Origin of the sequence: Devosia crocina (genome assembly GCF_900116545.1) — a bacterium.
Classification (GTDB): domain Bacteria; phylum Pseudomonadota; class Alphaproteobacteria; order Rhizobiales; family Devosiaceae; genus Devosia; species Devosia crocina.
This window is the reverse complement of sequence record NZ_FPCK01000002.1, coordinates 135,043-150,690: the sequence shown is the minus strand read 5'-3', so window position 1 is coordinate 150,690 and position 15,648 is coordinate 135,043. Positions and strand designations below refer to the sequence as shown.

Annotated in this window: 10 protein-coding genes; 4 read left to right on the top strand and 6 right to left on the bottom strand. The window is 60.6% G+C overall.

Going from position 1 to position 15,648, the window contains the following annotated elements; translation table 11 throughout:
- Nucleotides 1-23: 23 nt before the first annotated feature.
- Complete coding sequence (locus BM364_RS10380; RefSeq protein WP_092424287.1) at nt 24-695, bottom strand: MarR family winged helix-turn-helix transcriptional regulator; 672 nt, start codon at nt 693-695, stop codon at nt 24-26.
- A gap of 68 nt (nt 696-763) precedes the next feature.
- Between BM364_RS10380 and BM364_RS10375 the strand changes: the two genes are divergently transcribed.
- The 3 genes from BM364_RS10375 (at nt 764) to BM364_RS10365 (ending at nt 5,475) form a co-directional block, all read left to right on the top strand.
- On the top strand, nt 764-2,338 hold the full coding sequence (locus tag BM364_RS10375; protein WP_092425290.1) for an MDR family MFS transporter: 1,575 nt from the start codon (nt 764-766) through the stop codon (nt 2,336-2,338).
- A gap of 47 nt (nt 2,339-2,385) precedes the next feature.
- On the top strand, nt 2,386-3,273 hold the full coding sequence (locus BM364_RS10370) for a hypothetical protein (RefSeq protein ID WP_139232568.1): 888 nt from the start codon (nt 2,386-2,388) through the stop codon (nt 3,271-3,273).
- Nucleotides 3,274-3,381: 108 nt separating this feature from the next.
- On the top strand, nt 3,382-5,475 hold the full coding sequence (locus BM364_RS10365; RefSeq protein ID WP_092424283.1) for a molybdopterin-containing oxidoreductase family protein: 2,094 nt from the start codon (nt 3,382-3,384) through the stop codon (nt 5,473-5,475).
- A 64-nt stretch (nt 5,476-5,539) separates the two neighbouring features.
- Here BM364_RS10365 and BM364_RS10360 read toward each other — a convergent pair whose 3' ends face one another.
- The 5 genes from BM364_RS10360 to BM364_RS10340 all read right to left on the bottom strand — a co-directional run bounded on the left by BM364_RS10360 (nt 5,540) and on the right by BM364_RS10340 (nt 13,369).
- A complete protein-coding gene (locus tag BM364_RS10360; RefSeq protein ID WP_092424281.1) occupies nt 5,540-7,726 on the bottom strand; it encodes a TRAP transporter permease in 2,187 nt (728 codons plus the stop codon).
- Nucleotides 7,727-7,810: 84 nt separating this feature from the next.
- Nucleotides 7,811-8,779 (bottom strand): TAXI family TRAP transporter solute-binding subunit, encoded by a 969-nt coding sequence (locus BM364_RS10355; RefSeq protein WP_092424279.1) that lies wholly within the window; start codon nt 8,777-8,779, stop codon nt 7,811-7,813.
- 215 nt (nt 8,780-8,994) lie between these two features.
- Nucleotides 8,995-10,350 carry a sigma-54-dependent transcriptional regulator gene (locus BM364_RS10350; RefSeq protein WP_092424277.1) on the bottom strand — a complete coding sequence of 452 codons (1,356 nt, stop codon included), beginning with the start codon at nt 10,348-10,350 and terminating at the stop codon, nt 8,995-8,997.
- The gene (locus BM364_RS10345) at nt 10,347-12,197 is read right to left on the bottom strand and encodes a sensor histidine kinase (RefSeq protein WP_092424275.1); all 1,851 of its coding nucleotides are present in this window, start codon (nt 12,195-12,197) and stop codon (nt 10,347-10,349) included. Before BM364_RS10345 ends, BM364_RS10350 begins: the two co-directional genes overlap by 4 nt.
- A 248-nt stretch (nt 12,198-12,445) precedes the next feature.
- Entirely contained in the window at nt 12,446-13,369 is a 924-nt protein-coding gene (locus BM364_RS10340) for a helix-turn-helix domain-containing protein (protein ID WP_092424273.1), read from the bottom strand.
- Between the two features lie 138 nt (nt 13,370-13,507).
- Here BM364_RS10340 and BM364_RS10335 point away from each other — a divergent pair, with 138 nt between their 5' ends.
- Entirely contained in the window at nt 13,508-15,622 is a 2,115-nt protein-coding gene (locus BM364_RS10335) for an ABC transporter substrate-binding protein (RefSeq protein ID WP_092424271.1), read from the top strand.
- The last annotated feature ends 26 nt before the right edge of the window (nt 15,623-15,648 follow it).

Genomic DNA, 15,648 nt, shown 5'->3' with positions numbered 1-15,648 from the left:
TCCCCGCCTATCAGAGCCGGCCTTCAGGCTGGCTCTTTTGCTTTCCCGATCTCGGCTGCAAGCGCTGCAATGTCTTCGGCATGCTTTTCCGTCGATGGCTCGATCTGGTCCATCCATGTCCCGAACCGCTTCAGCATCGGCACGAAAGCGGCGATCTCTCCGGCGGACCAGCCGGCCAAAAAATCGCCCATTATCAGATACTTATATGCGCGCACCGCATCCACGACAGCCATGCCGCTCTCGGTCAATTCGATGATCGTCCGCCGCGCATCCGCCTGACTAACCGCCCGCCGCGCGAACCCAGCATCAACCATCTCGCTGACCAACCGGCTCGCCCGCGACGGGTCGATGCCGAGGCGCTCGGCAACCGTGGCGATCATTGTCTCGCCCTCCGCTTCTCCAAACTCGCTGACTGGTCCCGCGATGGCAGTCAGCACGTCCAATTGCGCCAGATCGATGCCCACCTTGAGATCGGCAAGGGCGCGGTGGCCAAGCTCACGCTTCATGGCACGACGCCGCCAGTTCTGCAGCAGCGCGTCGATATTTTTAACAGCATCAATAGTTTCAGGTTCGATCCCTGCTTCGCGAAGCAGCGCATTGAACTCGGACTTGCCGCTTATCGGCATAGCTGACCTCGTAGTAACGGATGCCCTGCGCAAATACATGCTATTGACATGTAATTGCTTGAAGCACATGTATGCTCTTCGATTTCGTTTCGCAAGGGCAAGCGCGCTCAGCCGCTCTCGCCATTAAGGATCGCCCAATGTCCGAACCCTCGCAACCCGCCACAGCGCCTGAGCATCAGTCAACCAGGCTGGTCATTGGCGCCGTCGCCGTCACCCTTCTTCTCGCCTCGCTGGGTCAGACCATTGTCTCGACCGCCTTGCCGGTCATCGTGGGACAGTTGGGCGGGCTCGATCACCTCACCTGGGTCGTGATCGCCTATCTGCTCAGTTCCACCGTCGTCGCTCCCGTCTATGGCAAACTCGGCGATCTCTACGGCCGCAAGATCGTGTTGCAGGTCGCCATCGTCATTTTCCTTGTCGGTGCTGTGCTTTCGGCACTGGCGAGCAGCATGACGTTCCTGATCTTTGCCCGTACTGTGCAGGGCCTGGGCGGCGGCGGGCTCATGGTGGTGGCCATGACGGTGGTGGCCGACATCATTCCTCCACGCCAGCGCGGCAAGATACAAGGACTCTTCGGCGCAGTGTTCGGCGTTGCAACCGTTGTCGGCCCGCTCCTTGGCGGCGTTATTGTCGAGCATTTTTCCTGGCAGTGGATCTTCCTGATCAATCTGCCGCTGGGCGTCCTCGCTCTCGTGGTTATCGCCGTTGCGCTCAAGCCGCGTGCAGACCGGGTCCAGCGCAGCATCGACTACCCCGGTTTTGTGCTTCTTTCGGGCGGCCTGACGGCCTTTGTTCTCGCCACGTCCCTCGGAGGCAATACCTTCGCCTGGGGGTCGATCGAGATCATCGGGCTGATCGCCTTCGCTGTTCTGGCCCTAGGCGGCTTCGTCTGGGCAGAAGCGCGCGCCAAGGAGCCGGTCCTGCCGCTCTCGCTTTTTCGCAACAACACCTTCGTGGTGAGCAATTCAGTGGGCTTTCTGGTCGGCATGGCCATGTTCGGTTCGATCACCTTCCTGCCGATGTATCTCCAGCTTGCCAAAGGGATTTCGCCAACCGAGTCTGCGCTGCAACTGGTGCCGATGATGGTGGGGTTGATCGGTGTCTCGACGCTGTCGGGCTTCATCATGACGCGCACGGGCCGCTACAAGATCCTGCCGCAGATCTCTACCTTCGTGCTGATCGTCGGACTTGTCCTGCTGGCCAACATGCAGCTCGATACGCCAGCCTGGCAGGTTGCCGCGTTCATGTTTCTAGTCGGCGCCGGCATCGGTCCGGTGAACAGCGTCAGCGTGACGGCGACCCAAAATGCGGTACCGCTGGAAGTTGTGGGCGCCGCCACTGCCGGCACCACGCTCTTCCGCCAGATCGGAGGATCGATCGGCGTCTCCGTCTTTGGCGCCATCTTTGCCAGCGGCCTCGCTGCCCGGCTCGGGGATGCCACGCCGGCAGGGCAGTCCGGCAGTTTCAATCCGCAGGCTGTTGCAGCCCTGCCGGAGCCGGTGCGCAACATGGTGCTCGAGGCCTTTGCTTCGGCGCTCCACCCGGTCTTTTACACTGCTGCGGCAGCTGCAGTCCTTGCCTTTTGCCTCACCTTCTTCCTTGAGGAGCGGCCGCTCGCCAACACATTGCGCCGGGAACCTGAGGCGGAAGTGGATGCCGAAGAAGCTGCGACTGCTGCTGCGGTCGGCGCGCCGGCGACCGTAACGCGCTGATGGGTATTCGCTGCAAGGGTGCGCCTTAAGATGCTTGATTCCGCTCCATGGTCCTGGGTCAAGTCTCAGCGGTCAAAACGCCAACGTATACAAGGGATTATTCGGAATTTGAGATCCGCCTGACCACAAACTTGAATCTTCTCGGCAGCGACTTGATTCAATGCCGTAAGTTACTCGTCTGCAACAGTTCCCTCGATAGCCATGCCAGCGATGCCTTCTGGCGAGAATGTGAATGGTCAATTCACTTTATCTCTGTAGTTTCGACGCCATTCACCGCCGATTGCGTCACCGGCCCCGGACATCTGGAGAAACAAGCAGTGCCCTTGCGTTGGCAGGAAGTGGCTTTGCCACTTTTCGTGATCACCCTTCTCGTTGCTCTCAAGCACGTATCGCTTTTTGATCATTTGCCGCTGGCGCGCGCTGCGGGCGTGGTTGCCTTTGGCTATGCGGCTTTTCTTGCCCTCCGCCTTGTGCAGCCCGAAGAAGGCATCATGGTTGAAGGCGGCTGGGCAGAGCTGCGTCCCTCGCTCGTTGAATATTTTGCCTGCTACGGGGCCGCTGCGCTTGCAGCTGTGCTGCTTTTCGCCGTCATTTTCATGAGCAGCGCCGCTGATACCGTACAACTGATCGCCACCTATATCGCTGTGCTGCTTCTGGTCGGCGGATCCGCTGGCATCGGCATGATCGGACTTTTCACCAACACCAGGTGGGACAATCGGCAGGTTCGTCACCGCTCGGCGACCGGCCGCGAGACCGTACTGGATTGGTCCGAGGTGCGCTCCGTCAGGCCCAATTGGCGCGGTATCACCATCACCGGGACCAGTGCCCACATCACCTTCTCGCAGTTCCACGGCGGTGCAGCCCAACTTGCCAAGCACGCGGCAACGCGCGCCCGCCGCAATAGCGAGACAGCGACAAAGGCGTTCGCGGTCTGATCGTCCAGCCCGGGGGGCCTGATGAACTCGACCTATCAGCTCCCCTGATCTCTGCCATGAATACATTGCGATTGTCGGAAACTGCGCGCCCGGCATATCCTGGCCAGCATGAACGCTCTTACGCCCCAGCGAACCATCCGCTCCGTCTGCCCGCATGATTGCCCTTCGGCCTGCGCCCTTGATGTCGATATCCTGCCCGACGGCAAGGTCGGTCGGGTCCGCGGGGCCAAGGACGACCCCTATACCGCTGGCGTCATCTGCGAAAAGGTCGCGCGATACTCCGAGCGCATCCACCACCCGGAGCGCCTGACCCATCCGCTGCGCCGCGTTGGTGCCAAAGGGGCAGGGCAATGGCAGCGCATCTCCTGGGACCAGGCGCTCGACGAGATCGCCAGCCGCTTCCTTGATGTCGAAACCCGGCATGGGCCTGAGGCCGTCTGGCCCTATTTCTATGCGGGGACCATGGGGCATGTGCATCGCGACGGTATAGAGCGGCTACGGGCCGTGCGCGGCTACTCCCGCCAATATGACACCATCTGCACCGGCCTTTCCTGGCCGGGCTATATTGCTGGCACGGGTCTTCTGGGAGGGGTTAATCCCGAGCAGATGGCCGAGAGCGATTGCGTTGTGATCTGGGGCACCAATGCGGTGCACACCCAGGTCAATGTCATGACCCACGCAATCAAGGCGCGCAAGACGCGGGGCGCCAAGATCGTCGTCATCGACATTTACCGCAATGCCACCATGGAACAGGCCGATCTGGGCCTGGTGCTGCGCCCCGGCACCGACGGAGCCTTGGCCGTTGCTGTGATGCATGTCCTGTTGCGCGAAGGCCTCGCAGATCGCGCCTATATGTCCCGCTACACCGACTTCGCACCTGAATTCGAGGCCCATCTTGCCGCGCGAACTCCGGAATGGGCCGCCGAGATCACCGGCCTTTCCGTAGCAGAGATCGAAAGCTTTGCGCGGCTGGTGGGCTCCACTCCCCGCAGCTTTTTCCGTTTGGGCTACGGCTTTTCACGCCAGACCAATGGCGCCACGGCCATGCATGCAGCGCTCTCCATTCCGGCCATGACAGGCGCCTGGCAGCATCGCGGCGGTGGCGCATTTCACTCCAATTCGGGAACTTGGGGGCTCGACAAATCGCGTCTCCAGGGCACGCATCTGCAACAGGGAGATCCCCGGCTTCTCGACATGTCTGAGATCGGGCCGATCCTGACCGGTGATGCAAAGGCGCTCCAGGGCGGTGGGCCGGTGCAAGCGATGATCGTTCAAAACACCAATCCGGCCTCGGTGGCGCCGGATCAGGCTCTGGTGCGACAGGGGCTTCTGCGGGAGGATCTATTTTTGGTGGTCCACGAGCAGTTCATGACCGAGACGGCGGAACTGGCCGATATCGTCTTGCCGGCCACCATGTTTCTTGAACATCACGACTACTATACCCGTGGTGGCCATACGCGCATTCTTTACGGGCCCGCCGTTGTTGAGGCGCCGGCGGAAGCCCGCTCAAATCACGAGGTGATCAACGCCCTGGCACTGCGGCTCGGGAGCGATGATGCCGTGTTCCGATCCACAGATCGCGCTGTTATTGCCGACACCTTCGCGCGTTCCGGCCTGCCGCCGATCGAGGAGGTGCAGGCGACGGGCTATGTCGACAAGGAGCGCCCCGACGATGTCGCCCGCTTTTCACATGGCTTCGGCTGGCCCGACGGGCGCTATCGCTTCGCTCCAGACTGGGCTGCAGTGGCCCGGAAAAAGGGCTATCGCTGGGTTTGCGATCCCAAGATCATGCCTCGTTTTGCCGACCACTTTGACGTCACGGAAAAAACCGACGCGGAGCATCCATTCAAACTGGCGACCAGCCCGGCGCGCGGCTTTCTCAATTCTTCGTTCAACCAGACGCCGGGTAGTCTCAAGCGCGAGGGGGCACCCTCGGTTCTGGTGCATCCCGGCGATGCAGCCGCTCTTGGGATCGTCGATGGCGATTCAGTCACTATAGGCAATCGTCGGGGAGAGGTGCACCTGACGGTCCGCATCTTTGCCGGGCTTCCCACGGGAACGCTGATCGCGGAGGGACTTCATCGCAACAAAGCGCATCGTGGGGGGCAGGGCATAAACATGTTGACCACAGCCCGGCCCGCACCACCATTTGGCGGGGCGCCCTTCCACGATGCTGCCGTCTGGTTGCGCAAAGCCGTCTGACGAGGCACTGCGGATCCTGAAAAGTAAACGCCCCGGCCGTCTTTCAGAGGCCGGGGCGTTTTATTTAGACTCTTCCGCCCAACGCACGCTTTGGTTCTAGGCGGCGTTGGTAGAGAAAGATGGCAATGCCGATCAAGAGGCCAGCAGCGTCGGTCAACCACCCGCCTTGAATCATCGCCAAGGCTCCGACCAGCAGGACGGCGCGAAGGATGTTGTTCAGGTTGCCGAAGAAATAGCCCTGTACGGCGGCACTGAGGAGATAGATCCCGATCAGAGCCGTGACAAAGACATGAACGATCTCGTACCACTCGCCCTGCATGAGAAGGGCATGTGAATAAAAGAACATGAAGGGCACGACAAAGGCAGCGAGGCCAAACTTGAATGCCTCGACCGACGTCTTCATCGGATCAGCGCCCGCCAGACCCGCACCGGCATAGGCGGCCAGTGCCACGGGCGGGGTGATGGCGGACATCACCGCATAGTAGAAGACGAAGAAGTGGGCGATCAGCACCGGAATGCCGAGTTGTACGAGCCCCGGCGCGACAACCGCTGCCGAAACCGCATAGGCAGCAGTTGTCGGCATGCCCATGCCAAGGACGATGGAAATGCACATGGCAAAAAAGAGCGCCACGAGCTGGTTCTGTTCGGCAAGGCCGAGCAGCAGCGTCGAGAACCGCGCCCCGACGCCGGTGAGTGCGATAACGCCGACGATGATGCCGGCAGCGGCACAGACTGCGACCAGCTGGATGCTCATCTTGGCCGCAAGCTCGAGTGCCTTGAGGATGGCGGAAGGACCCATCCGGTAAGGCGTGAGCCAGGAGACGACGGCAGCCGAGGCCATGGCAAGGGTGCCTGCGCGGATCACCGAATAGCCGGCAAACAGGGTAACGACGAGGATGATGATCGGCAGGAAGAGGTATGCTTGGCGCGCCAGAGCTCTGAACTTGGGCAGCTCGTCCTTGGAAAGGCCTTTCATGCCGAGCTTGGTGGCCTGCAGGTCCACCATAAAGTAGACCGACGCGAAATAGAGCACGGCCGGGATGATCGCGGCGATGACGATCTCGGTGTAGGGAATTCCGGTGACCTCCGCCATGATGAAGGCGCCTGCGCCCATGATCGGAGGCAGGATCTGCCCGCCCGAGGACGCCGTGGCTTCGATGGCGCCGGCGCTGCGGGCCGGGTATCCGACCTTTTTCATCAGCGGGATCGTGAGTGAGCCGGTCGACACGACATTGCCTGCCGAGGTGCCGTTGATCATGCCCATCAAGCCTGATGCAAAGACCGCCACCTTGGCTGGGCCGCCACGCCAGCCGCCGGCAAGCGCGAAAGCGAAGTTGACGAAATAATCGCCCACACGCGAGGCCTGGAGGAAGGCGGCGAACGTGATGAAGAGGATGATGTAAGTGGAGGAGACCGCGATCGGATCCCCGAGAATGCCTTGGTCGGTAAAGATATAGGTGAAGAACCGCTCCGGCGAATAGCCGCGATGGGTCAGAAAACCGGGCAGCCAGGGTCCGAAGAAGGAATAGGCGATGAAAACGGCGGCGATAATGACAAGAGCAAGGCCCGCGACACGACGCGTCAGCTCAAGAATCAGAATGACCCCGACAAGCGCTGCGAGGAAATCCGGGGCTTGAGCCATGGCCGTGCCCGCCCGCAGGCGGATGGGGCCGACATTGAACAGGATATAGCCCATCACCGCGATTGCGGCCGTGCCGAGCACCCAGTCGCTCCAGTGAACGCGGGAGCCGGAGCGCTCCGGAAACAGCCAGCCGGCAAGAACGGCGGCGATCGTGCCGGCCACCAGCGGGATGCCGAAAGTCTGGAACACAAATGGCGCGGGATTGCGCATGCCCGCAAACCACATTCCTCCGAAGGCGGTTGCGACCATGGCGAAACCATAGCCTATACCGCCAACGGCAACCGCGAAAAACAGCCACTCGAGCGGTGTGCGCTTGGCCTCCTTCACGTCTTCTGCAGGCTTGAGGGTGAGCGCCGAATAAATCAGGAAGCCGATAAACAACCCACCCGAGAGGTGGATCATGCGGTAGGTCCAGGTTTCCAGCGGATAGAGGTTCAGCACCGCCACATGGAAGGCCGTGTAGGCAATGCAGATGGCGGCAAGCAGATAGTTGATGCGGCCACCCAAGGCGCGCTGGTTGCTGGCCAAGGGTTCGTCGTCGACGCCCTTGGCGATCACCGGCCCGGTATCATCATGGGACAAGGCCGTGGAATTAATGTGCTGAGACATGCGTGTTGGGCCTCCCTGCCCATGAGGCATCTATGCCGATGGCGGCCACCAGGGCCGCCATCGCGTGAGCGTCTGCGAAGGGTCTTAAAGACCTTCTGGCAGCGTGACGCCGATTTCCTCAAAGTAGCGCTTGGCGCCTGGGTGATAGGGCAGGAAGGTGTTCTTGTCCGTATTTTCCGCGATCGTTTCGGAAGCAGTGGCATGGATCTGCAACATGCGGTCATTGTTTTCCATCACCAGCTTGGTGATTTCATAGGCAAGGCTTTCGGGCATGTCGGCATGGGCGACAGCAAAGTTCCAGAGCGAAACGGTCGGTCCTTCCTCGGGGAAGCCCTGATAGAGCCCGCCAGGAACGTCGAAGGCGGCCAGCTCTGGCATCGCGCTGAGAATGGCGGCGCGCTCGTCTTCGGAGAAGCCGAAGATGTTCACCTCGTTTTCTGCAGCGATTTGAGCGAAGGCAGCAATAGGAACGCCGGCTGCGAATGCGAAGGCATCGATCAAGCCGTCCTTGACCTGGCTGACCGCGTCATTGGCGCCGGAATAGGAAACGTCGGGCGAGACGCCGACGCTTTCAAAGAAACGCGGCCAGTAGGTCGCGGCGGTGCCGCCCGCCGGACCCACGGAAACGCGCTTGCCGCCGAGGTCGGCAGCCGACTCGATGCCCGAAGAGCGCAGTGCCACCACCTGAAACGGTGTCTGGTACATGGGGAACAGGGCGCGGAGGCTCTTGTGCTCCACTCCCGGCGCGAGTTCAGATTCACCGATCCAGGCTTCATAGGCCGGACCCATGGTGACGAGGCCGATCTGGTGGTCGCCGGTTTCCACCAGCGTGGCATTCTGCACCGGCCCGCCGGTTACTTCGCCCGAAGCGTTGACGCCCAGTTCTTCGGTGATCAAGCCGCCAAGGCCTGTTCCGTAGATAAAATACGTGCCGCCCTGGCTTGCTGTGCCGATGGTCAGGCTCGACGGCCAGCCTTCGCGGTCCTGCGCTCCTGCAGTGCCGGCCAAAAGCAGGGTCGTGGCGACAGCGGCAGTCAAAGTCCATACGCGCATAAGCGCATCCTCCCAAGATGAGGTGTCGTTGTTAAACAAGGTTTGAACGCCAGCGTGCAGATCCTCCCCACCGCCAGCAATAGTGCAATAGGCGCGGCGCAGAACGGGGATTGCAACAGTCCGCTTCTGCCAAAAAAGCGCACTCGCGCATTTGGCTGGCTGCGATGGGTGGATGTGGTGACAGAGCGGCTATGGTGTGGGTGGAAAACCGCCCACTATTCATCACCGGCTTCGAAGTCGGTCCCGAAAAAGCGTCGCTCTAGACCATAGCGCTGCATTTTCTCGTAGAGCGTCTTGCGCGACAGCCCCAATGATTCATAGACCGGCTTAAGGGCACCATTGTGAGCATTCAGCGCACTGGCGATCGCTGATTTCTCGAAAGCAGCAACCCGGTCGGCCAGCCGCTCCATGCGATCGCTACCGGCGAGCGTATCGTCGAAATGCAGCCCCAGCACATATCGGTCGGCAGCGTTGCGCAGTTCGCGCACATTACCCGGCCAGTCCCGTTCGCCTAGTTCAGCGAGCATTTGCTGGGTCACGTCAGGTACCGGTTTGCGATAGCGTCCGGCCGCCTCGCTCACCAGTTGCAGAAAAAGGATGGGCACGTCCTCTTGCCGGGATGCGAGGGGCGGAACCTGCAAGGTCACGACATTGAGCCGATAGAGCAGATCTGCCCGGAACTGGCCATCGGCAACCCGGCTTTCGAGGTCGCCCTTGGTTGTTGCCAGGAAGCGGACATCGAGGGGCAGCGGCTCGTTGGAGCCGAGGCGGGTGATGATCCGCTCCTCGATCACCCGCAAAAGCTTTGCCTGCAGATCGAGCGACATGGAGCCGATCTCGTCAAGAAGGATCGTGCCTCCCTGTGCCAGTTCGAATTTGCCGAAACGCGCTCGCATTGCGCCCGGAAAGGCGCCAGTCTCATGGCCGAAGAGCTCGCTCTCGATCAGCGTTGCCGGCAATGCCGCGCAATTGATCGCAACGAAAGGCTTGGCGGCACGGGCGGAAAGGTCGTGGAGCGCCCTGGCGGTGACCTCCTTGCCGACGCCCGTTTCCCCCACGATCAGCACATCGGCATCTGTGGGGCCAACGGTGCGAACCTTGCGTCTGAGATCGATCATCACCGCAGCGCGACCGAGCAGACGCTGTTCGATGTCGTCCCGCTGCCCTGCAGCGGCCTTGAGTACCCGGTTTTCAAGGACCAGTTGACGATAGGTTAGGGCACGATTGGCGACCTCGATCAGTTGTGTAGGCGCGAAGGGCTTTTCGATAAAGTCGTAGGCGCCTTCGCGCATAGACCGCACTGCCAGTTGCACGTCGCCATGCCCCGTGACGAGGATGACCGGCACATCGCGATCGATCTCGTGGATGCGGTTCATCAGGGTCACGCCATCCATGCCCGGCATACGGATATCGGTGATGACGATGCCTGGAAAGCCGTAGCCGGCCCGCTCCAGAATACGGTCGGGATTGGCAAAGTCGCTGACGTCGAACCCGGCAAGGTCAAGCGCCTGCGCGGTGGAGCGGCGCAAGTCTTCCTCGTCGTCGATCAGCAGAATGCGGCCGCCGCTCATTGAAAGGTCTCCAGAATGGCATGAGCCGGCATCTCGGTGGCATCGAGCGCAATGGTGAACTCCGCCCCGCCATCTGGATGGTTCTGGGCAGAAAGCGAACCGCCAAAATCCTTGATGATGTTATAGGAGATGGAGAGACCAAGCCCCAGCCCCTTGCCGACACCTTTGGTCGAAAAGAATGGGTCGAAGATACGCCCCGCAATGTCTTCCCCAATTCCGGGTCCATGATCGCGAATATGCAGCAGGACCTGATGATCCTCGCGCTCGGCACGAATTTTTATGGTTCGGTTGCCAAAACCATCCACGGCATCAGCAGCGTTGGAAATGATGTTGACCAGAACCTGCTGCAACCGGACGGAGCCGGCCATCACCGCAAGCGGCGTTGCTCCCAACTCGATATCGAGCTCGGCCTTCGCGGCGGCAAGGCGCCAGGCGACGATCTCCTGCGTATCGTCCAGCACGTCGCTGAGCAGGACAGGACGAAGTTTCTGGTGCGGTTTGCGCGAGAAGTTGCGCAGATGCCGGCTGATCGATGCCATTCTGTCGATCAGGCTCGAAATCCGCGCGATGTTCTCGCTGGCTTCCGGTATGCGGTCCCGCTCGATCAGGATGCGCGCGTTGTCCGCGTAGTTCTTGGCCGCGCCTAGCGGCTGGTTGAACTCGTGCGACAGGGCTGCGGACATTTGCCCGAGAGCGGCGAGCTTTCCGGCCTGAACCAGATCGGACTGGGTCCGGCGCAATTGGACTTCCGTCGAGCGTCGCTCTGCGACTTCGCGTTCAAGCTGTCGGTTAAGACTGGCAAGGTCGTTGGTGCGCTCGGCAACCCGACGCTCCAACTGCTCCTGTGCATCCTTCTGCACCTGCAACCGGTAGCTCAAACGTGCGCGCCGCTGGAGATAAATAGCTGTCGCCATGGCCCCAAGGACGACGATCAGCACAGCCGCGATAGTTGAAATGACGGCTTGTCCTCTCGCCGAGGCGGTATCGAGCAGCACTTTGACGGTCCACTCCGCCTCGGGCATTTCCTGAGCAACCACCAGATATTCGCGGGTTGCGTCATCGCTCGAAATGCTCATCAGCTCGAGATCGTCATCATAGGCGGTGCGCTGCACCGGCAGGTCCTGCAAGATCGCGTCGGCATAGCGGCGGGTGGCTGCGGTGCGCGAGAGGCGGTCCGGGCTCAGGGTCAGCAGCCCCTTGTACATCCATTCGGGCCGGCCAGTCATGAAGATGATCCCTTCGGGATCGGTGACGATGATCTCGTAATCTGCCCCGCGCCAAGTCTGCTCGATGCTGTCGAGGTCCAGCTTGAACACGACCACCCCTGCGATCGCATCGTCGACCCAAACCGGCGCTCCGAAATAATAGCCGCGCTTCAAGGATGTGGTCCCTAGAGCGAAGAACCGGCCGATGCCACCATCGAGCGCATCGCGGAAATAGGGACGATACTGAAAATTCTCGCCCACGAACGAGGTGTCGGTATCGGCATTGCTGGCCGCAATGGTCGTGCCGTCCGGCACCATCACATAGATGTCGGAAGACTCAAGCAGCGTGTTGATCGATTTCAGGTATGCATTAGCCTGTTCGATCCGCGACGAGTCCCCGGGATCGCGAACGAGAGCTCTGATGTCCTCATCGTCGGCCACAAGCTCAGGCAGTTTTTCGTATCGGGCGAGTTCCCCCTCGAGGATAGCGATGGCGAGACGAAGAGTGTTTTGTCCGCGCGCTGCTGCCTCGGCAATGAAGATGCGCGAGAAGTGCGAGCTGCCGTAGAGGGCGATCAGGCTGCAAGCCAGCACCGTGCCCAAGGCAAGAAACCAGAGCGTGCGATTGGACTTGATGCGCATTGGACCCGAATGCCTTTTGAAGCGGCGAGTCTGCACACTCTTGCGGCAAGTGCAAACTGCGGGATGGCGAACGCCACAAAAGACGGGGTCACTGCAGCCCTGTCGCCGATGTTATCGCTCGCGTCCGCTTAAGGGTGAAACCCGCCGAGCGCACCAGAGCGCCGTTCCCTCCATGACCGCGCTCCCCTTTGACCTGTCGCTTCTGACCACTCGATTGCAGTATAGGAGCGGCACCAGGTTCGCACCGCCTAGAGACTTGCAATCGTATCTCGGCGCATTTCCGTCGGTGTCATTCCATAGGCGCGGCGGAAATGGCTGTAGAACTGAGTATGTGACACAAAGCCGGCGCGAAAAGCGACACTTGCGATGGGGATATTGCCGTCGAAAAGCAGCGAACGAGCCCGGATGAGCCGCATCCGCACGACAAACTTCTGCACCGAGATATGCATGACCTTGGTGAAGAGGTTGGCGGCATAATTGGGGTGCAAACCTGCGACCTGCGCTATATCTTCGAGACTGAGCGGATCGGTGAGATTTTCTACGATGTGGCGGACCATCGCCACCACATAGCCAACCGATGAACCGGTGCGCGTGCGGGTGCCCGAGCTTTCAACCCAAGGCGGTAACAGGGTTTCCCAGCCGATAGTCGCGGCCCTGCGGAACATGGTGCCGATCTCGGCACGCGCTATATCGGTGCGCACTGCATTGCCGCTGCGATAGTCCTGGTGCCATCGTTCCAGCGTCTCAAGGCCAATGCAGTCGGGTTTGAGTTCTATGACCCCGCCGCCCATCAGCGTTTCCGTCAGGCGTCCAAGCTGCGGCATTTCGAGAAAGGCATCCATCGGCAGATAGATGTTGAGCTGCCGTGCATCCGCTGCGTCGTGCAGACCTACAGTCTGATGCGGAATACCGGCCCAGAAAACCACAAGCCGGCCTGCTTCCATGCTGACCGGCCCACCATGAAAAACGTAGTCCATGCGGCCCTTGGTCAGCCAGTTGAACTCGATGTGTCCGTGGCTATGGGAAGCGGCCATGATCTGTGGCGGAAATGCGCGAATACCGAAGCGGCCGAAGGCTTTACCTGCCGAATAGAAGCTCCGGTCGGGTCGAGGAGTCGGGCGAGGTGCGCGCTCGCGCTGCAGCGAGGAGCCTCCGCTGATCTCATCAGTCATACTATTCCGTGCTCATCTTAAGAAACCGGAAGAAGTCGTTACTATTCGTGATTGCTTTGGGCCGCGCAAGGCGTAGTTTTTGGATCATGCACAAAGGGCATGACCGGGAGGAGACTCGGTCCGCGGCACGAGCCACGCATGCCGGTGCAATGGGAGGTTCTTTTGAGAAAACATATACATGCCCTTGGCGGGGCAGGCCTTTTGCTGTCTTCCTCAATGGTCGCCGTTCTGGCGCAAACTGCACCCACCACCCCGCCAGATCCGCCGCAATTCGATGCCCAGCAGGTACCGACCTTCGTGGGCGTTGGTGACATTCTCGAATTCCGCACACTGCCTGAATATCATGAACCCGACTATGTGAAGGCCTTTGTCGATGCTGGCGCATTGCCGCCTGTCGAGGAGCGCCTGCCCGTCGAGCCCATGGTCTACAAGACCAGCAACATGCCCGACGGCATCGGCACCTATGGCGACGTCATCCGCCATGTGATCGGTGGCCGTCCCGAAGGCTGGAACTATAGCGCCGGCCAGACTCAAGGATGGGGTGGTATCGATATCGCGCTGTCCGAATGCCTCACCCGCACCGGGCCCCTGTTCCAGGTACGCGCTGAAGAGCTGGAGCCACTGCCGAACCTGGCCAAGAGCTGGGAATGGTCCGAGGACGGCCATGAACTGACCATGCATCTGATCGAAGGCGCCAAGTGGTCCGACGGCGACCCGTTCGATAGCGAAGACATCATGTTCTATTGGAACGATGTCATTCTCAATCCACAAGTCACCCCGCTCAACGGCGCATCGCCGGAAACATTTGGAACCGGCACGACGCTGGAAGCCGTGGACGCCTACACGATCAAGTGGACGTTTCAGGAAGAACGTCCGACGCAATATCTCTACTCGATGGCCTATGGCAATTTCTGCCCTGGTCCGAGCCACATCCTCAAGTCTGAGCACCCCAGCTACAAGGACGGCGCGACCTACGATCAGTTCCGCAATGCGTTCCCGCCCGAATATCTCAACATGCCGACCATGGGCGGCTGGGCACCAGTGGAATACCGCGCCGACGATATCATTGTGCTGCGCCGCAATCCTTACTATTGGAAGGTCGATGAGAACGGCAATCAGTTGCCCTATCTGGATGAAATGCAGTACCGGCTCTCAACCTGGGCCGATCGTGACGTTCAAGCCGTAGCAGGCTCAGGCGATCTCTCCAATCTGGAACAGCCGGAAAGCTTCGTTGAAGCGCTTCGCCGTTCGGCCGAAGAAACCGCTCCTGCTCGTCTCGCTTTTGGCGCGCGTACCATTTCCTACTCGATCTATCCCAATCTCTCCGCCAATGGCTGGGGCGAACCGGATTCCCGTGGTCAGGCAGTGCGTGAACTGAACCGCAATCTCGATTTCCGTCTTGCAGTCACCTACGGCCTCAATCGACAGGCTTTGGGGGAAGCGCTGGTGCGTGGGCCCTTCACATCGCCTTATCCGGGTGGCCTGATGAGCCCGACCAGCTACTACGACAAGGAATCGACGGTTTATTACCCGCACTCGGTTGAAGACGCTAAGGCACTGCTAGAAAAGGCTGGCCTCATTGACACCGACGGCAATGGCTTCGTCAACTTCCCAGCCGACATCGAAGGTGGCGCCGATGTTCAGATCACCATGCTCGGCACCAGCGACTACCAGACCGACAAGAGCCTTGCCGAAGGCGTCGTGGCTCAGATGGAGCAGATCGGACTGCGCATCCTGCTGCAATCGCAGGCCGGCAATCAGCGCGATGCCAACGAGCAGGCCGGCAAGTTCGACTGGACCCTGCGCCGCAATGACAGCGAACTGATCACCGTCGTTCAGAACACGCAGAACCTGGCGCCCACCGGCCCACAGATCTCGCGTGGTCACCGCGCAGGCACAGACGGGACGCAGGATCTTCTGCCCTTCGAAGAAGAAATGGTTGCGGCCGTCAACGGCTTCGTCGGCACCGCTGATCCCGAAGAGCGCATCGAACTGATGAAGACCTATCAGCGCGTCTCGACCGAGAACGTTTATGGCTGGGGTCTTACCCAGTATCCGGGCGCTCTGATCATCAACAAGCGCTTTGCCAACGTGCCTGCCGGTACGCCGATCCTGCAGTTCAACTGGGCGGAAGACGGCCTCATCCGCGAGCGGCTCTTCGTTCCCGAGGATCAGCAGTCCACGGCCGAGTTGCACCCCGACACACTGCCCGGCGCCCCGGGCATCGGCAACGGCCCGGTCAGCAGCAACTAGCGCTGCGAACCGAGCAAGGCGAGGGC